The 18,194-nt window shown below is 65.0% G+C and carries 16 protein-coding genes; 6 read left to right on the top strand and 10 right to left on the bottom strand.

The genetic code is table 11. From position 1 onward, the window contains the following. Nucleotides 1-6: 6 nt before the first annotated feature. Nucleotides 7-909 (top strand): LysR family transcriptional regulator, encoded by a 903-nt coding sequence (locus tag D0Y60_RS15795; protein ID WP_117370985.1) that lies wholly within the window; start codon nucleotides 7-9, stop codon nucleotides 907-909. Between the two features lie 52 nt (nucleotides 910-961). After that, entirely contained in the window at nucleotides 962-2,137 is a 1,176-nt protein-coding gene (locus D0Y60_RS15790) for an ATP-grasp domain-containing protein (RefSeq protein ID WP_117370920.1), read from the top strand. Here D0Y60_RS15790 and D0Y60_RS15785 read toward each other — a convergent pair. The 8 genes from D0Y60_RS15785 to D0Y60_RS15750 all read right to left on the bottom strand — a co-directional run bounded on the left by D0Y60_RS15785 (nucleotide 2,122) and on the right by D0Y60_RS15750 (nucleotide 10,127). Beyond that, nucleotides 2,122-3,111 carry a Rieske (2Fe-2S) protein gene (locus tag D0Y60_RS15785; protein WP_117370919.1) on the bottom strand — a complete coding sequence of 330 codons (990 nt, stop codon included), beginning with the start codon at nucleotides 3,109-3,111 and terminating at the stop codon, nucleotides 2,122-2,124. The two genes, D0Y60_RS15790 and D0Y60_RS15785, sit on opposite strands and share 16 nt — an antisense overlap. After that, nucleotides 3,108-4,229 carry a GNAT family N-acetyltransferase gene (locus D0Y60_RS15780; protein ID WP_117370918.1) on the bottom strand — a complete coding sequence of 374 codons (1,122 nt, stop codon included), beginning with the start codon at nucleotides 4,227-4,229 and terminating at the stop codon, nucleotides 3,108-3,110. The genes D0Y60_RS15785 and D0Y60_RS15780 overlap by 4 nt, the downstream gene beginning before the upstream one ends. Next, entirely contained in the window at nucleotides 4,226-5,497 is a 1,272-nt protein-coding gene (locus D0Y60_RS15775; protein WP_117370917.1) for a CoF synthetase, read from the bottom strand. The genes D0Y60_RS15780 and D0Y60_RS15775 overlap by 4 nt, the downstream gene beginning before the upstream one ends. Continuing rightward, the gene (locus D0Y60_RS15770) at nucleotides 5,494-6,315 is read right to left on the bottom strand and encodes an MBL fold metallo-hydrolase (RefSeq protein ID WP_117370916.1); all 822 of its coding nucleotides are present in this window, start codon (nucleotides 6,313-6,315) and stop codon (nucleotides 5,494-5,496) included. The genes D0Y60_RS15775 and D0Y60_RS15770 overlap by 4 nt, the downstream gene beginning before the upstream one ends. After that, nucleotides 6,312-7,292: an NAD(P)-dependent oxidoreductase gene (locus D0Y60_RS15765; RefSeq protein WP_117370915.1), complete on the bottom strand. Its 981-nt coding sequence runs from the start codon at nucleotides 7,290-7,292 to the stop codon at nucleotides 6,312-6,314. Before D0Y60_RS15765 ends, D0Y60_RS15770 begins: the two co-directional genes overlap by 4 nt. A 5-nt stretch (nucleotides 7,293-7,297) precedes the next feature. Beyond that, nucleotides 7,298-8,254, bottom strand: coding sequence for a 3-oxoacyl-[acyl-carrier-protein] synthase III C-terminal domain-containing protein (locus D0Y60_RS15760; RefSeq protein WP_245409198.1), 957 nt, complete (start codon nucleotides 8,252-8,254; stop codon nucleotides 7,298-7,300). 168 nt (nucleotides 8,255-8,422) lie between these two features. Beyond that, on the bottom strand, nucleotides 8,423-8,932 hold the full coding sequence (locus D0Y60_RS15755) for an NUDIX hydrolase (protein ID WP_117370913.1): 510 nt from the start codon (nucleotides 8,930-8,932) through the stop codon (nucleotides 8,423-8,425). A gap of 115 nt (nucleotides 8,933-9,047) precedes the next feature. After that, nucleotides 9,048-10,127, bottom strand: coding sequence for a LacI family DNA-binding transcriptional regulator (locus D0Y60_RS15750; protein WP_199564206.1), 1,080 nt, complete (start codon nucleotides 10,125-10,127; stop codon nucleotides 9,048-9,050). Nucleotides 10,128-10,302: 175 nt separating this feature from the next. Between D0Y60_RS15750 and D0Y60_RS15745 the strand changes: the two genes are divergently transcribed. The 4 genes from D0Y60_RS15745 to D0Y60_RS15730 all read left to right on the top strand — a co-directional run bounded on the left by D0Y60_RS15745 (nucleotide 10,303) and on the right by D0Y60_RS15730 (nucleotide 14,911). Next, nucleotides 10,303-11,283 carry an ABC transporter substrate-binding protein gene (locus D0Y60_RS15745; protein ID WP_117370911.1) on the top strand — a complete coding sequence of 327 codons (981 nt, stop codon included), beginning with the start codon at nucleotides 10,303-10,305 and terminating at the stop codon, nucleotides 11,281-11,283. Nucleotides 11,284-11,413: 130 nt separating this feature from the next. After that, nucleotides 11,414-12,904, top strand: coding sequence for a sugar ABC transporter ATP-binding protein (locus D0Y60_RS15740; RefSeq protein WP_117370910.1), 1,491 nt, complete (start codon nucleotides 11,414-11,416; stop codon nucleotides 12,902-12,904). A gap of 1 nt (nucleotide 12,905) precedes the next feature. Beyond that, on the top strand, nucleotides 12,906-13,916 hold the full coding sequence (locus D0Y60_RS15735) for an ABC transporter permease (RefSeq protein ID WP_117370909.1): 1,011 nt from the start codon (nucleotides 12,906-12,908) through the stop codon (nucleotides 13,914-13,916). 11 nt (nucleotides 13,917-13,927) lie between these two features. Continuing rightward, nucleotides 13,928-14,911, top strand: coding sequence for an ABC transporter permease (locus tag D0Y60_RS15730; protein WP_117370908.1), 984 nt, complete (start codon nucleotides 13,928-13,930; stop codon nucleotides 14,909-14,911). Nucleotides 14,912-14,918: 7 nt separating this feature from the next. Here D0Y60_RS15730 and D0Y60_RS15725 read toward each other — a convergent pair whose 3' ends face one another. Together D0Y60_RS15725 and D0Y60_RS15720 are read right to left on the bottom strand one after the other, a co-directional pair. Beyond that, complete coding sequence (locus D0Y60_RS15725; RefSeq protein WP_117370907.1) at nucleotides 14,919-16,859, bottom strand: MacB family efflux pump subunit; 1,941 nt, start codon at nucleotides 16,857-16,859, stop codon at nucleotides 14,919-14,921. Nucleotides 16,860-16,866: 7 nt separating this feature from the next. Further along, nucleotides 16,867-18,123 carry an efflux RND transporter periplasmic adaptor subunit gene (locus D0Y60_RS15720; protein WP_117370984.1) on the bottom strand — a complete coding sequence of 419 codons (1,257 nt, stop codon included), beginning with the start codon at nucleotides 18,121-18,123 and terminating at the stop codon, nucleotides 16,867-16,869. Nucleotides 18,124-18,194: the final 71 nt, after the last annotated feature.

Raw genomic sequence — 18,194 nt, 5'->3', positions numbered from 1 at the left:
GCGAACATGCTGCACTCCCGCGTGCTGCGCTATATCGACGAGGTGGCGCGGCTGGGTTCGATCCGCGCAGCCGGCGAGCGGCTGAACGTGGCGCCGTCGGCTATCAACAAGCATGTGCTGCAATTGGAGGAGGCGATCGGCGAGCCGCTGTTCGAGCGCCTGCCGCGCGGCCTGCGGCTCACGCCGGCAGGCGAAATTCTGCTCGCCCATGTGCGCCGCACGATCAAGGAATACAGCCAGGTCGAGGCGGAAATCCGCGACATCAAGACTTTGCAGAGCGGCGAGGTGATCATCGCCACCATGAACGGCCTGGCCGGCGGCATCGTGCCGAAGGCGGCGGCCAGCTTCTGCGCCCGCCATCCGCGGCTGAAAATCTCCATCCGCGTGATGTTCGTCCGCGATATCGTGCAGGCCGTTATCGACGGCGAGGCGGATCTCGGCCTCGCCTTCAACCTCCCCGTCCTGCCGCAGCTCGAAACGCTGTGGAAGATGGACACGCGGCTCGGCGCCGTCGTCTCGCCGGAACATCCGCTCGCCGGCATGGAGACCCTGCCGCTCTCCTTCTGCGAACCCTATCCGCTGATCTTCGCCGACAAGTCGATGCTGATCCACGGCATCGTCGCCGATGCCTTTTCGGAGGCCGGGCTTGCCGTGGAGCCGGCCTTCCTGACCAATTCGATCGAGGCCATGAAATGCCTCGCCGCCAGCGGCGACAGCATCGCCTTCTTGAGCAAGTTCGACATCGCCGAGGAGCAGCGCAACGGGCTGCTCACCTATGTGCAGATCCGCGACCGCACCTTCGGCAAGAATGTGCTCTCCCTCGTCCAGCGCGAAAAGCGCGGCCGGGCGCTCGCCGCCTCCATGTTCGCCGACGAGATCACGCGGGCCTTGCGCGCGGCGGTGGAGTGATCCGGTACTTCAGAATCGTCTATAGAACAGAACCCTTAGAAAACCGGACCCGATGCCAGCCTCCACCCCGTCCCAATCCGTCCTGATTACCGGCGCACGCGCACCCGTCGCGCTGCATCTGGCGCGGCTGTTCCACGGCGCGGGCTGGCGCGTCGTGCTGGCCGATACGCCGGCCTTTCCCCTCTCCGCCGCCAGCAGCGCCTGCACCCGTTATGTCCGCCTGCCGCCGCCGCGCTTCGAGCCGCAAGCCTATGGCGATGCCGTCGCGGCTCTGGTGAAACGGGAAGGCATCTCGCTGGTCCTGCCGACCTGCGAGGAGGTGTTTTACCTCGCCGCCGTCTGGCGCGAGCGGCATCCGGCGGCAAGGCTTTTCGCCCCGGATAGCGATCTGCTTGCCCGCGCGCACAACAAGTTCGATTTCATCGAACTGTGCAAAGACCTCGGCCTCGCTGCACCGCAAACGACGCTCATCAGGGATCGGGCCGACCTCGCCGCTATCAGCGGGTCAGCATCAAAGCTAGTCTTCAAGCCGGCCTGGTCGCGTTTCGCAAGCCGCGTCCTGCTTCGTCCCCGGCCGGAAGACCTCGATGCGTTCGCCCCGACGCCGCAGGCGCCCTGGGTCGCCCAGGAGTTCCTCGAAGGCGAGGAGCTCAGCGCCTACGCCATCGCCAATGAAGGCCGCCTGCAAGCTTTTTCGCTCTACCGTTCGGTCTATCGCGCCGGCAAAGGGGCCGGCATCTACTTCGTGCCGGTCGAGAATGGCGCCGCTAAGGCTTTTGTCAGCCGCTTCGCCGCGGGCACCTGCTGGACCGGCCAGTTGTCCTTCGACCTGATCCGCCGGCCTGACGGCACCGTGCTGCCGCTCGAGTGCAATCCACGCGCCACGAGCGGCCTGCATTTCTTCCGGAACCCGCAGGCCTTCACGGCAGCGATCGCCGCCGGCGAAGGAGCCGTCGGACCCGATGTCGTTCGCCCGCAGACAGTCCGCCTCGCACTCTGGCTCTACGGACTGCCGGCCGCGTTGCGCTCGGGTGCGATCGGCAGTTTTCTACGCAACTTGAGGGGCGCCGACGAGCTTCTCGACTGGCCGGATGATCCGGCTCCGAAACGGGCGCAGTGGCGGGCGCTCAGTGAGATCGCCGCGCTGGCGCTGCGTCACCGGATTTCGCTGCAACGCGCCTCGACCCGCGATATCGAATGGGACGGGCCGGATCAAAGTTCGATGTAAAAGGTCTCCGGCTTTTCTGCGACAGGCGGCAGCGTGCCGGCCATGATGGCCTCGATGCTGCGGCGCAGGAAATCCAGCGGGCCGACGATTGGCGCGGCCTCCGGCCAATGGGCGGCGTTAAGGCTCGCAGAGGTCAGCACCCGGCGGTCCTGCTCCAGCGCGATGCGGAACATCGGCCGGAAAGCATAGGATTTGAGGTGGTCAAGCAAGCCGCCGCGCGGGCCGATCAGGCAGCCGATGCCGTCCACCTGGTTTTCCGCGGCCTGCCGAAGATGGAAGGTCGTGGCCAGCACCAGCCCTTTCGCCCCCCAATATTCCAGTTCCGCAATGCCGGGCGCGCGAAAACGCCCGATCGTCTTGACCCGGTCGCCCTCCAGCAGCCGGCTGATCAGGCCATGCTGACGCTCTTCGCCGGTGTAACACGCTTCGATCCAGCCCGGACCGCCCGACACGTCGACCCGAACGCGCTGGCGCTCGCTGCTTAGGCCGCGCAGAAGCCCCTTGTGAGTGAAATGCGTGTGCGTGGCGTCGAGAATGTTTTCGGCCGTATCGACCAGCGTCGAGCGCGTGCTGCTCTCCACAAGCTTCATGATGATCTTCTGCCCCTCCGCGCAATGCAGATAAGGCTCGCCCTCCGGCTCGCCGCGCGCGACGAAGACGACGCCATCCTTCACTACCGTCCTGAGCCTAGGCACCCGATAGCCGGGCACCGCGCCCGTCAGTCCTGGAATGGCCGTGCAGGCACCGGCCGCGTTGAAGCGCCAGCCGTGATAGGGACATTCGATCTCGCCGTTTTCGACCTTGCCCTTCGACAGTTCCACATGCCGGTGCGGGCAGCGGTCGTGCAACGCGGCGATCTCCGCGCCGCTGCGAAACAACACGACCGGCAGGCCGGACAGCAGGATGCGCCGCGGCGCCTTGCCGATCGTTGCCGCAATTGCCACCGCCTGCCATTCGTCGGGAGAAGAGTTCATAGATCGAATGCCTCCAGAAGCGGAATGCCGATGCGCCGCAACAGCCCCTCCATGAGCCGCACCGCGAGGCGCTGTTTCAGCGGAAGATGGGCGACATAGACGGCGTTGTACTCGATAACGGGTTCTGCGCCGCGCAGGCTTTTAAATCGGCCGGCGCCGGCGCTCATGTTGAAGAACAGACCGCGTTCGGCCGCAATACTCTGCCCCGTCGCCATCACCAGCCGGTAGAGCCCGTCCTTCAGCGGAAGGCTCGTGTCATAACCGACGATCGGCTGCGTCAGCGTGCGGCCATTGGCGAAGAAGCCTGAAACTGCGGCGAGCCGCCCGTTGCCATCCCGGAAGCCGATCAGGTCGAACAGGCCGTGCCGATGCATTTCGCGGATATAGAGGGCGGAGTAGTGCGGGTTCAGCGGCGTGTATTTGTCGAGATAGAGCAGCTTGTAGAGTTCGGCGGCGCGGACGTAGTCCGCCTCCGTAAAGCTCTCACCGCATGCGAAGCGATAGGGCGTGCGCGAGAGAAGCGTGCGGTCATATGACTGGTTCTGCGTTTTCCGCGCGCCCTCGCCAGAGAACAGATAGACGCGCCGCGCGGCAAGAAAGCGAAACCCCGCCGCCTTGAGACTGGCCATGGAAGGGCCGTCCGCCGTCTCGTTGAGCGAGCGGATGACAATCGCCCTGTCGGGATATTTTTCGCGCAGCTGCGCCATCAGCAGGGCCGCCGCCGAGGGCGAAATCAGCGGCACCGGATTGGTGGACAGCAGCCAGTTGTTGACCTGCACCTGCTGGTCGAGCCCGCTTGCCGCCACCAACGGACGGCAGGCGCGGATGAGGGCGCGCGCCGCGCCGCGCACCATGGGGGCGGCAGCAAAATTGCGGGTCTCATCGATGGCATAGTCGACATAGGCACTGCTCGGGCAGCAGATATAGCAGGTCGGCGCATCCCGCCGGTCGTTGAGCGTGATCGGGAAATGCCGCCCTTCAACCTCGACGGATTCGACCACTGTCACCAGATTGCCGATGAGGTCGGCCACGGGATGGGCGTTGAAAAGCGCGACGAAGCGGCGAACCGCTTCCGGCGCATTGCCCACCCGCTCGTCCTGCTGGGGCAGCACGATCATGCCCCGCCCTCCGGCCGATAGCGGTTTTCCACCCGCCGCAGCTTGCGACGCACCTCGAAGGCCATTGCCTCGCGCCGCACGACAATCTCCGGGCCGAGCCCGCGCTGCGAAAACGCCCTGCCGAGCGCATCCCGCGCCGCCATGGCACTCTCGTCTGGAAGGCCCGGCTCCAGCACGAGGATTATACCGCCATGCGCTTCCCGGATGATACGGAAATCGGTGATCGCGCGGGCGGCGTCGAGCACGGCATTGCGCATCACGTCGGGCGTCACCAGAAGCCGCGCGCCATCGCCGCGTTCAAAGACAAAGACGTCGTCCAGCCGTCCGACGATCTCGTCAACCACCCGCAGAGGAGAACCGCAGGCGCAGGAGCAATCCGACAGGCGCAGGAGATCGTTCATGCGGTAGCGCGCCATGATCTGGAAGCGGCGGCGGAAACCCGTCACCAGCGGGGCGACCAATCCATCCGCGACAGGCTCAAACTCGAAAACATTGGCATCCTCCGCCAGATGAAGCCTGCCCTTGGCGCAGGAAACCGCGAAAAGCCCCTCCGTCGCCATATAGATCTGCCCGAGCTTTTTGCCGAAACGCGCTTCGATGACGGTGCGGTCCACCGGGTCCAACGTCTCGGCGCCGGCGAAAAGCCGTCGCGGCTTCAGCCTTTCGGAATTTTCCGCCAGATGGCGCAGGACCCGGGGTGGCGCGACGATGGTGGTCGGCGCGAAGGTCTCCAGCGCGGGCATCCAGCTTTCGAGGCCCTGCCGCAGGTCGAAGAACTCCAGCCGCAGCAGGCGCGACTGGCGGGCGCCATCGTAGAGTGCGGAATTCTGGGGCAGGATGACGGCAACGCGCTCGGGCTCGACGAGAAACCGCGGCACCGCCTTGGCGAGGATCGTGCCGAGCCAGCGGTCTTGTTCCGCTGATGTAATGGCATACAGCGCGCGGTTGCCGCTGGTGCCCGTGCTGGCGCCGATGCTGATGTCACCCCATCTGCCGGTCGTTTCGAACGCCCGCCAGCCCGCTTCCGCCGTAATCCGTCCCCGGTTGAAGGCCGCGAAATCCGCCATGACGACGGCCTTGTCGATGATCGGCAGCGCCTCCAGCCGAGGCGGCGCGTTGCGATAGAAATCAACGCCGGACAGGTCCTGTTCCAGCCAGCGGCGAAGGGCTGCGGCCTGTCCCCGTTCGAATGCAGCGCGCGAATGGCCGGCACGGCAGGTCCACCGCGTTTGCGCGAAGGCCGAGGCGATGCGGAGCCGGCCGGTCATGGCACCTCCGCGGCAAGATCGTAGCGGCTCTCGGCCGGATCATGGCACAGCAGCACCGCACCACCCGCCTGACGGAATGCCAGGACACGGCGGGCGCTCTCGGCAAGCGCATTAGGATCGTGGGCGATCAGACTCGCCGGGAAGCCGGGGCGGCGGCCCTCCTCCAGCGCTTCGGCGCACCATTGCGCGTCCACTGCATAGAGAAGCGGCACGGGCAGGTTGGCGAAGCAGAGACCGAAATGGCCTTCGGCATGGCCGGGTAGATTCATGGCGAGCACGCTGCCATCGCCGAAGAGATCGCGGCCTCTTCCGAGCCCAAGCGGAGCCTCGCGTACAGCAACGCCATCGACATCCTCCACCCGCGAAGCGAGATCGGCCGGCAGAAGCTCGGAGAAAACACCATGGCGCAGGTTCTTGTACGCGGACTGCTTCAGGATTGTCCGGAGCACCTCAGCCTTCGCGACGATCCGCGCTTTCGGGAAGAGATTGAGACCCGCAACGTGATCGGCGTGGAAATGCGTGACGATGATGGTGCCGACATCCTCGACCTTCAGGCCGAGCCGCCGCAGAACGGGTTCGGGTTGGCCGTCGGCCACCAGACTGGGGCCGAGGACCCTGTTGTAGAGACGCAGCGTCAGACTGCGCGGCCCCTGCGTTACGCTCGGACCATAGCCCGTGTCGATCAGCACGGCGCCGGCCGTCGGGTGCCGGAAGAAGCCGTAGCGCACCTTCAACGGCACACGCCGCCAGGCTCCACCGCGCAGGAACAGCCGTTCCGGCGCCAAGACGAAAGCGCTGTTGGCAAAAATCGGCTTCATGGCGCGCGCCTTCTGTCCAGCGTCATGGCCAGACCGTGCTCAAGCGAAATCCGGGGTTGCCAGCCAAGCCTCCGCTGCGCCTTGGAGATATCGAGACTTTGCCGAAACGCGAAGAGGCCGAGCGTATAGGGCGTAACCAGAGGCTCTTTCGGAACAGGGCGGGCAAGGCTCGCCATTTCCGCAAAACGCGCCAGCAGGAGCGCCGGATAGAACGGCACTGGCTTCCAGCGCAGCGGCACGGAAAGCGCCGAGCAAACGCGCTCGACGAGATCGCATATAGGCACCATTTCGCCGCCCGAAATGTTGAACGTCTCGCCTTCAACCGCAGGATCGGCGCTCAGCGCCGCCTCGATCGCTGTTACCACGTCATCGACATGGGTGAGATCGATGGCCGCGGCGCTGGAGCGCAGCAGCGGTAGAGGCCCGCGGCGGGCGGCGGCGATGAGGCGTGGCAGCAGCGTTTCCTCTCCCGCGCCATAAATCCCTCGGGGCCGCAGGTTGACCGGGCCGAGTTTTGCCCGCGCCAGAACCAGCTGCTCGGCCTCCGCCTTGGTCCGGGCATAGGCATTGATCGGGCGCGGCAGGGATGCGGTCTCGGCGACGGCGATCTTGTCCTTCATCTCGAAATAGACCGTCGGCGAGGAGATATTGACGAACCGGCGGGCGCCGAGCGCTTCGGCCAGATCGAGCGCATGTCGCGTGCCCTCCACATTGGCGGCGCGGAAGGCGGCAAGCCGACCCCAGGGGGCCGAGAGCGCGGCGCAATGGACGACGGCGTCCACCCGGCCGATAACGCCGGCCAGATGCAGGACGGAACGGGAAAGGTCGGCGCGGACAATCGTGAAACCCGCATCCTGAAGCGCGCGGCAACGGGCTTCATCGCGTCCGAGGCCGATGGCATCGAGCCCGCGGGCGCCAAGATGCCGGATCAGTCTCCCACCCAGAAACCCCGTCGCTCCGGTGACCAGGACACGCATCGCGATCAGACCTCGATGGCCATGCCGCCGAAGGAAACGCCGGCCGAGGTGCCGAGCAGCAGAAGCCGCGTTCCCCTGGTGATCCGACCCTCAGTCCAGGCGATGTCGAGCGCGGTCGGAATGGACGCCGCAATCTGATTGCCGAACCGCGCCGCGATATTGACCACGCGCGCGCCGGGCATGCCCGTCTGCTCGATCATGTGCTCCAGCGCCAGCGGACTTGCCTGGTGCGGCACGACGAGATCGACATCGGCGGGCGTCCATCCGGCGGCGGCCAGAAGATCATCGACGAAGCGGGGGAAATGCCGGTGCGTGACGCGGAAGAGCTCCTTGCCGTCCATGCGGAAGACGGAATGGGCGGCAAATTCCGCCGCTTCGCGCACGAAATCGAAGCGCGTGCCGCCGGCGCCGATCTCACAGGCCCCATAGGCTGAAGGATAGGTGCGCATGAGGCTCGCGCGGATAGCGCCCGCCCCTTCCGGCGCCGCCGTCAGCACGACGGCGGCCGCGCCGTCACCGAACAGGGCCGCGACATCCGGCTGGTCATTCCAGGGCAGCGCCCGCGAGGCGATTTCCGAGGAGAAGACGAGTGCGGTGCGGGACTGCCCGGCGGCGATACGGCCGGCAGCCAGTTCAAGGGCCGACAGGAAGCTAAGACAGGTCGCATTGACGTCGAAAGCCGCAGCCGCACCGTCGGGAATGCTGAGCTCGCGCATCACGAGCGGCGCCGTTGACGGCAGGGTCTGGTAGGGAATGCCGCAGGCGCCGAGCACCAGGTCGATATCCCCGGAAGTAACGGCGGCCCTTTCCATGGCGAGCCGGGCAGCGGCCACGGCAAGGCCGATCTGGTCTTCCGCCTCGCAGACATGCCGGCTGCGCACGCCCGAAAGCCTTTCCAGATGACCGGCAGGAAATCCCAGCCGTCGGTCTAGCGCCTCGGACAGAACCACCTTAGTCGGCACTGCGTGCCCCGTGCCTGCTATGCGGATGGAAAAAATGGCGCGCATCTCCGGTCGCAACTCGATCAAGGCCCCGGCCTCACGCTATCAGGACGTTTCAGATATCCTCAATGCAGGTCCACAGCATCAAAATATTCGGCCCGGCCAGACACGCATAGCACCCGAATAAAGTCACCGCGGCACAAATTCCACCAGCAGCGATTTCAGTTCAATCTCGCGCACGCGCCGCGCCGCCTCGTCCGGGCTGACCCAGGCAAGGATGCGTTCGCCCTTCTCCTTGAATTTTCCAGCGGTCTCGGTGACTTCAATCTGGAAGACGTCGACGATGCAGGGCACGACGTCGCCGTCATCAAGGAGCTTCAGATAGGTGTAGCTGCCAACCGGCTTCTTGCGGACTTTTCCGGAAACCCCGGCCTCCTGGACGGCTTCGATCGCGGCGGCCTCGTAGGGTTTCCTGCCCTTCATCGGCCAGCCCTTGGGGATGATCCAGCGCCCGCTGTCGCGCGAGGTCACGACAAGGATTTCGATGCCGGCGGCCTCAGGTAGGAAACGAAAACACAAGGCGGCATATTGCTGACGAAACGCCCCGGAAAACAGCTTTTCCGGCTTGGCGGCAAGCTGTTGCAGCAGGGTTTTCGGCTTATTCGGCCGCGGCGCCTTGTCTTTCCTAGTGCTTTTCAACGGTCCCTGTCTCGCGGCATCGGCTCGCACACCATGTCGGGCAATATCGGCTGAAATCAAGCAACCGCGCCGGCATGTCAAAGGGAAATCTTGCAAAAAGACAGGTTCGGCCGCCTCAGGCGCGCGCGGAGCGCAGCCCCGCTGTCGTGTCGCGTACGACCAGCGGGCCATCGACCTTGATGGTCATAGCGCGCGTCTGCTTGCCGTGGATCGCCATGTCGATCAGAATTTCGGCAGCCTTCTGGCCCATCTCGTAGTTGGGCAGCACCAGCGTCGAGAGCGGCGGATGGGTGTAGCGGGCGAGTTCCTGGTCGTCGTAGCCCATGACGGAGACATCCTGCGGCACGCGAAGTCCCTTCTCCTGCGCCGCCTCCATCACGCCGATCGCCATCAGGTCGTTGCCGCAGAAGATGGCGGTGGGTGGATTGTCCATGGAGAGCAGGTCGAGACCCGCCTCATAGCCGCGCAGCGGCAGCCAGTCTCCGTCGCGCACCAAGCTTTCGTCGAAAGCGATGTCGGCGGTGGCAAGCGCCTGCTTGTAGCCTTTCAGACGATCCATCGCCGCATCCATCCACGGCTCGCCATTGATGAAACCGATGCGCTTGTGGCCAAGCGCCGTCAGATGCGCCGTCGCGGTAAAGCCACCCGCCACCTCGCCCGGCACGATCGCCACATGCTGGCGCGGCTCGCCGTAGCAGTTGAGCAGCACCGTCGGAACGGACTTCAATGCCTTGGGAACGGAGACTTTTCGCGTGAAGATCGTCGCATAGATGACGCCGGCAATCGAGGGATCACGCAGCACGGAGCGCAGAACGGCCTCTTCGAGGTCCGGATTGGAGCGGGTGGCATGGGCGGAGACCAGAAGCCCCTGCTCGAAGGCATAGTCACGGATACCATCGAGGCTCACCACCGGATGCGGGCTGGTGGAGATTTCATCGACGATGAAGGCGATTGTATCCTTCTCGACCGTGGGGGCGGCGGCGACCGGGCTGCGGGTCGCAGGTAATTTATAACCTATTTTATGAGCAGCCTCGCGCACCTTCTGCTGCGTTTCCGGTGAAATGCGCGAGCCGGACATCTCATTGAGCACGAGCGACACACTGGACTGGGAAACACCGGCAATGCGTGCGATGTCCGTCATTGTCGGGCGTCCGCCGCCTTCTTTGTCTGTATTGCGCCCGTTTCCCCTGGCCATGCGTCGTTCCTCACCCCTCGACGTGCTTTGCACTGCACGCGGATTTTTTGCAAGTGCTCATAATTTTGGCTCTTGACTGCTCATATTATTAGCGCAAGATTTGCACATGTGAAGCAGGAATTTGCTCACGTCCGGTAGAGGAGCACCGGCTAGAACCTGGGAGGAGAACCCGCTCATGACCACAATTTCCCGTCGCACCCTCATGCTTGCGGCAACGGCCATCGGTGCGCTTGCCGTCGCCGGCGTCGCCATTGCCGAAGTGCCGAAGCTGGCACAGAAGGACACCTACAAGGTCGGTTTCGCGCAGACCGAATCCAACAACCCCTGGCGTATCGCCCAGACCAACAGCATGAAGGCCGAGGCAGAAAAGCTTGGCTACCAGCTGGTCTATACGGATGCCGCCGGCTCCGCTGCCAAGCAGGTCGCCGACGTCAACTCGATGATCGCCCAGGGCGTCGACGTCATCTTCCTCGCACCGCGTGAAGAAAAGCCGCTGATCCCCGCCGTCATGGCCGCCAAGAAAGCTGGCATCCCGGTCATCCTGCTCGACCGCTCGGTCGATCCGTCGCTCGCCAAGGCCGGCGAGGACTACCTGACCTTCATCGGCTCGAACTTCGTCGAGGAAGGCAAGCGCGTCGCCGAATGGCTGGCGAAGAACGCCAACGGCAAGTCGAAGATCATCGAACTCGAAGGCACCACCGGCTCGTCGCCGGCCAACGACCGCAAAAAGGGCTTCGATGAAGCGATCCAGGCCGCCGGCGGCTTCGAGATCGTCGCCTCGCAGACCGGCGACTTCGCCCGAGACAAGGGTCGCCAGGTCGCCGAAGCGCTGCTTCAGGCGCACCCGGATGCCGATATCATCTACGCCCACAACGACGAAATGGCGATCGGCGCCATCGCGGCGCTGGAAGCGGCCGGCAAGGTACCGGGCAAGGATGTGCTCGTGCTCTCCATCGATGGCGGCAAGGAAGCCGTCCAGCTGGTGGTCGACGGCAAGATCGCGGCGGTCGTCGAGTGCAACCCGCGCTTCGGGCCCAAGGCCTTCGAGACGATGCAGCGCTACGCCAAGGGCGAAGCCATCGAGCCGAACCTCGTCAACGAAGACAAGTTCTACGACGCGTCCAACGCGGCGGCCGAACTCGCGAACGCCTACTGATCGCATCTCCCAAGCACTGTGCGGCCGGGGCGGCAAAACCGTCTCGGCCGTTTTTTGAACGGGCCTGATCTTTGGTTCGTTCGGGTGTAGGCTTGAGAGGCCGTCCCGAAGGGCGGAGAGGAGGAAACCGATGCTCTTGTCCATGCAGGGCATTTCCAAGGCATTTGCCGGCGTCGCCGCGCTGAAATCCGCCTCGCTCGAGGTCGAGCCTGCGGAAGTCATGGCGCTTGTCGGCCAGAATGGCGCCGGCAAATCGACGCTCATCAAGATCCTGACCGGTGTCTATCGCCGGGATGCGGGCGACATCACCTTTGATGGCAAGCCCGTCGATTTCACCATGCCGGCGGAAGCGCAAAGCGCCGGCATCGCGACGATCTACCAGGAAATCAACCTCGCGCCGCAGCGTTCGGTGGCGGAGAACATCTACCTCTCGCGTGAGCCGAAGCGCTTCGGCATGATCGACCATGCCGCCATGCGGCGCGGTGCGGCGGCCGTTTTGCAGACCTTCAACCTTGCCATCGACGCCGACCGTCCCGTCGCGCATTTCGATGCCGCGACACGGCAGATGGTGGCGATCGCCCGCGCCGTCACGCAGAACGCCCGCCTCGTCATCATGGACGAGCCGACGTCCTCGCTCGATGAGCGCGAGGTCGCCGTTCTCTTCGAAACGATCCGCACGCTGAAACGCTCCGGTGTCGCCGTCATCTTCATCGGCCACCGGCTCGACGAACTCTATGCGATCTGCGATCGCGTCACGATCATGCGGGATGGCCAGACGGTTGCGAAAAGCCCGATGGCCGACATGCCCAAGATGGCGCTGGTGCGCCACATGCTTGGCAAGGAACTCGCCGCCTTCCAGGCGATGGCGCCCGATCAGGATGTGCCCGAGCGCCCTGTCCGCCTTGCCGTCGACAAGGCCGGCGCGGGTGTGCGCGTGCGCGATGTCAGCCTGAATGTGCGCGAAGGCGAGATTTCGGGCCTTGCCGGCCTGCTTGGTTCCGGCCGCACGGAAACGGCCCGCCTGATCTTCGGCGCCGACCGGATGCAGAGCGGTACCATAACCATGGATGGTCGTGCGCGCGCCTATCGCGAGCCGGCGGATGCGATTGCCGACGGCATCGGCCTCGTTTCCGAGGACCGCAAGATCGATGGCATCGTGCCCGACATGAGCATCCGCGAGAACATGACGCTTGCCCTGCTGCCGAAGCTGAAAAAGGCCGGCATCGTCGACCGCGCCAGGCAGGACGAGATTGTTACGAAGTACATTCGCGCGCTCGGCGTCAAATGCGCCTCGCCCGACCAGCCGATCAAGGAACTGTCGGGCGGCAACCAGCAGAAGGTGCTGCTTGCCCGCTGGCTCGCCACCGATCCGCGCGTCCTCATCATTGACGAGCCGACCCGTGGGATCGATATCGGCGCGAAATCCCAAATCCTCAAGCTTCTGCGCAGCCTCGCCGACGACGGGCTGAGCGTGCTGATGATCTCTTCCGAACTGGAAGAGCTTCTCGCCGCCGCCGACCGTGTCACCGTGCTCAGCGACGGCACGTCGGTCGCGACCTTGCCGCGCAGGGAATTGAGCGAGGCGGCGCTGCTTGCCGCCATGGCCCATCAGGTGGAATGAGATGACGACGATAGAGACCCCTGCCCCGCAGCCGTCAGGCACGCTCTCCTCCGGCAGCCGGCTGTTTTCGCTGGCAAGCCGCTACGGCACCTTCGTCGCCTTCCTGGTGCTCATCGCCGTCAACATCGCGGTGACGCCGAATTTCCTGTCCTGGCAGACGCTGAACGTGAACCTCACGCAGGTCGCCACCATCGTCATCGTCGCGACCGGCATGACGCTCGTCATCGCCACCGGCGGCATCGACCTTTCGGTCGGTTCGCTGATGGCGATCTCGGGGGCGCTCGCGCCGATGATCTTCATGGGGCAGTTCTGGCAGGTCGAAAACATGGCTTTCGCCGTGGCCCTTGCCTTCCTGATCCCCGTCGCGGTCGCCAGCCTGTTCGGCCTGTTCAACGGGCTGCTCGTCACCCGCTTCTCCATCCAGCCGATCATCGCGACGCTGGTGTTGTTCATCGCCGGCCGCGGCATCGCGCAGGTCATGACCAACGGCAACCTGCAGGTCTTCAAGAACGAAGGCTTCCAGTTCATCGCGATGGGCCGCATCGCCGGCATTCCGGCACAGGTCGTGCTGATGGTCGTCATCGTCATCCTGGCCTCAGCGATGATCCGCTACACCGTCATCGGCCGCCAGATTATCGCGGTCGGCGGCAACGAGAAGGCGGCAAGGCTGACGGGTATTCCGGTCAAGCGCGTGAAGCTGCTCGTCTACATGATAAGCGGCGCGCTCGCCGGTCTTGCCGGTTTGGTCGTGGTCGCGCGCAATTCGGCGAGCGACGCCAACCTCGTCGGCCTCGGCATGGAGCTCGATGCCATCGCCGCCGTCGCCGTCGGCGGCACGCTTCTGACCGGCGGACGGGCCAATATCGTCGGCACGCTGCTCGGCGCCTTCGTCATCCAACTCGTGCGTTACACGCTTCTCGCCAATGGCGTGCCGGATGCCGCAGCCCTCATCGTCAAGGCGGGATTGATCGTGCTCGCCGTCTTCATCCAGCAGCGCGCCGACAGGCATTGAGGAGACCTTCCATGCAGACGCTCCTGCGCCCCTTCGCCATCAAGTCGCCGGGCGATCTCGCCCGCATCGGCGTCATTCTCGCACTCGCCGGCCTCATCCTGTTCGGGGCGCTGCGTTACGACAATTTCCTGTCGCCCTTCAACATCCTGAGTTTCCTGCGCTACAACTCGATGTTCGCGCTGATCGCGCTCGGCATGGCCTTCGTCATCATCACCGGCGGCATCGACCTCTCGGTTGGCGGCACGGCGGCGATGGCAAGCGTGGTGGCGGCCCTGCTGTCACCCTATCATTGGGCAGCCGGCCTTCTCGGCGGCATGGCGGCCGGCCTTGCCGTCGGCGCGCTGAACGGCTTCATCATCACGAAAATGCGCATCCAGCCCTTCATCGCGACCCTCGCGACCATGCTGGCCGCCTACGGCACCGGGCTGCTGCTGGCAAACAACCAGTCGGTCTCCGTCTCCTACGACACCGGCTTCACCGTCATCGGCCAGGATGATTTCCTCGGCTTCCCCATCCCCGCCTGGATCGGCCTCGTCGCCTATCTGCTCGGTTGGTTGGTACTGGAAAAGCTGCCGGTCGGCCGCCATATTCTCGCAATCGGCGACGGCGAGGCGACGGCCGGCCTGATGGGCCTCAAGGTCGAGCGTACGCTCGCCGCCGTCTATCTCGCCTCCGGCACGCTTGCCGGCCTCGCCGGTGTCATCCTCGCCTCGCAGTTTGGCGCAGGCCAGCCGACAGAAGGTGTAGGCTGGGAGCTGTTCGCCATCGCCTCCGTCGTGGTCGGCGGCACGCTTTTGACCGGCGGCTCGGGCTCCGTCGGCGCGACGCTTGCCGGCGCGCTGCTGCTCGCCATGGTCTTCAACATCCTGAACTTCGAAAACGGCCTCGGCTGGATCTCGCTCTCCGCCTATTGGCAATCCGTCATCCGCGGCGCGTTCCTGCTCGTCGTGGTCGTATTGCAGGCCAAGCTGATGACACGGCAACGCAGCGGCTGACCAGGCGTCAATCCGCCCCGAGCGCCACGGCCGGCTGGAGATGCGAGGCATTGCGGGCCGGCAGGTAGCCGAAGACGAGGCCGGTCAGGAACGAGCAGGCGAAGGCGAGCGCGACCGGGCCGATGGTGAAGCTGACCGGCATGCCCAAGACCTTGGCCAGCGCGCCGATGGAGAGGCCGAGCCCCACGCCGATCGCCCCGCCGATCGCCGAGACGACCAGCGCCTCGATGAGGAATTGCAGCAGGATATCGCGCCGCCGCGCACCCGTCGCCATGCGCACGCCGATCTCGCGCGTCCGCTCGCGCACGGAGACCAGCATGATGTTCATCACCCCGATGCCGCCGACCAGCAGCGAGATCGCCGCGACGCAGCCAAGGAACAGCTTCATCGTGTTCGACGTCTCGGTGAACGCCTCGCGTACCGAGGACATGTTGGTGATCTGCGTGTCCTCGGCCTTGTGACGCGTATCGAGCAAGGTCTGGATGGCATCCTGCGTCAGGTCGATCGCCGCGGAATCCTCGACCTGCACGGTGATCGTGCGCACGTTGCGCTGGCCGAAGAGCCGCATGCTGCCGGTCGAGAGTGGCACGAGGATCGTGTCGTCCTGGTCGTTGCCGCCGGCGCTCGCACCCATCTCTGCCATCACGCCGATGACCTGGAAGGGAATCTTGTTGACCAGCACATAGTGGCCGAGCGGGCTGGCGCCATCGGGAAACAGCGTTTTCGCCACGGTCTGGCCGAGCACGGCGACGGGCGCATAGGTGTTCATGTCGTCGGCATTGAGGAATTCGCCCGCTGCCACTTTCCAGTTCTTGGCCTGCGTGAAGGCCGGCACCGTGCCGTTCGCCGTCGTCTGATAGTCGATATTGCCGTAGCGCAGCGTCACGGAACTGGTCATTTCCGGCACGGCGAAGGAGACGTTCGGCAATTCGAGGATCGCATCGGCATCGGACGGAATGAGCGTCACCGGCGCACTGCCCCCGCCGCGGAAATTCGCCATGCTCGGGCGAACCAGCAGAACGTTCGAGCCCATGGCGGAAATACGGTCGAGCACGGAATTCTGCGCCCCCGTGCCGATCGCCAGCATCGCCACCACGGAACCGACGCCAATAACGATGCCAAGAAGCGTCAGCACGGTGCGGAAGAGATTGGCATGCAGCGCGCGGATCGCCATCTTCACAGCCTCGGAGACGTCGGCGATGGCCGCCGACCCCTCCTTCACCGCCTTCTGCAAACCGGCAGCAGCCTCGGACGCGGTTCGCGCCTTCTTGGCGCGGTCGGAGATGATGCGGCCGTCGCGGATCTCGATCAGACGGTCGGCGGCCTCCGCCACCTCGCGCGAATGGGTGATGAGAATGATCGTGTGGCCATCCTCATGCATCCGCCGCAAGAGCGCCATCACCTCTTCGCCGCTCTGGCTGTCGAGCGCGCCGGTCGGCTCGTCGGCAAGGATGACGCGGCCGCCATTCATCAAGGCGCGGGCGATGGAAACACGCTGCTGCTGGCCGCCGGATAGCTGGTTCGGGCGGTGATCGAGCCTGTCGCCGAGCTTCAGCGAAGAGAGCAGCATGTCCGCACGCTCCTGTCGCTCGCGGGCGGGAAGGCCAGCATAGATCGCGGGCACCTCGACATTTTCGCGGGCGCTTGCCGTCGGGATGAGGTTGTAGCTCTGAAAGACAAAGCCAAAGGTGCGGCGGCGCAGCGCCGCGAGCTCGTCCGTCTCGAAATCCGAGACCGGCTCGCCATCGATGCGGTATTCGCCCGACGTCGGTTGGTCGAGGCAGCCGAGGATGTTCATCAGCGTCGACTTGCCGGAGCCGGACTGGCCGATGATCGCGACAAACTCGCCTGCCTCGATGTCCAGCGACACGCCATGAAGGACCTCGACGGCAAAACCGTCGTTGAAAAAGGTCTTGGTGACGTCCTTGAGCGAGATGAGCGCGGTCATGGCAGCCTCAGAACATCGGCGGCATGCGGTTGTTGCGTCGCGCATTGCGCCCTGCCGCATCGCCCGTCGAACCGGCGGTGACGACCACCTTGTCACCCTCGGCAAGCCCGCTTTTCACCTCGATGCTGACGCGGTTGCGAATGCCGGTCTCGACCTTGCGCACCTCTTTCGCGCCCGAAGCGGCAACGACCGTAACTTCAGCCCCGTCCTTCGTGGCACTGACGGCGCCTGCCGGCACGAGCAGCACATCGCGCGCCGCCGCCTGTACGAAGAAGACCTGTGCGCTCATCGACATCATCAGCTCGCCATCCGGGTTCGGCACGTCGAACAGCGCGTTGTAGAGCACCACATTGTTCTCGACCGTCGGCGTCGGCTCGATCTGCCGAAGTTTTCCGGTGAAGCGTTTGCCGGGCTGGCCGAGTAGGGTGAAATAGGCCTCCATGCCCACCTTCAGCCGGCTGACATCGGCCTCGGAGACTTCCGCCCGCACCGTCATCGTCGAGAGGTCGGCGATGGTGACGATGGTCGGCGCGCTCTGCACGGCGTTCAGCGTCTGGCCTTCCTTGACCGGGTTGGAGACGACCGTGCCCGCCATCGGCGCATAGATCTTGGTATAGCCGAGATCCACCTCGTCGCCGGCCAGCGTCGCCTGCTGCTTGCGGATCTGCGCATCGGTGGCGTTGACGTCGGCCTCGGCGGCAGCGAGGTCGGCGACGGCCTGGTCGAGCGCCTGTTTTGCGGCGGCATTTCCGGCGACGAGATTGCGCTGGCGGGCGATATTGGCCTGTTTCAGCGCGAGCTGCGCCTTCTTGGATTCGAGCTGCGCCTGGAGGTTCGCCAGTTCCGCGCGGTTGATCTCGATACGGTTCTCAATCGTTGCCTGATCCATCTCGGCGAGCAGCTGATCCTTCTTCACGGTATCGCCGATCGCCACATGCAACGTCTTCAGCTGACCGGAGACCTGCGCGCCGGCATCGACGGATTTCACTGCCTCCAGTGTCCCGACGGCCGTCACGGCGTTTTCGATGTCGCCGCGCACCACCGCCTGCGTGATGACGGCCGTCGTCGTCTCGGCAGGCGCATAGGCGTGCCAGCCATAATAGCCGGCACCCGCAAGCACGGCGATGACCGGCAGCCAGATCCAGGCACGCGAGCGGCGCTTGCGGCGGGCTGGCGGCACGGCGCCGGGCATGAAGGTGACATTGGTGTGCCCGGCCTCGCCGGCGGGCTTCTCATCCTTCTGCGGTCGTACAGTCCTGGTCATCGGCAACCCCATGGCGAGGCCACGCCTCGTCCGTCCCTTTCCATCTCATGTGGAGCCACCCATAGCGGACG

The sequence above is a fragment of the Shinella sp. WSJ-2 genome, assembly GCF_003432075.1.
GTDB lineage: Bacteria > Pseudomonadota > Alphaproteobacteria > Rhizobiales > Rhizobiaceae > Shinella.
Note: the sequence above shows the minus strand (reverse complement) of the source record. Positions and strands in the feature narration are given on the sequence as shown.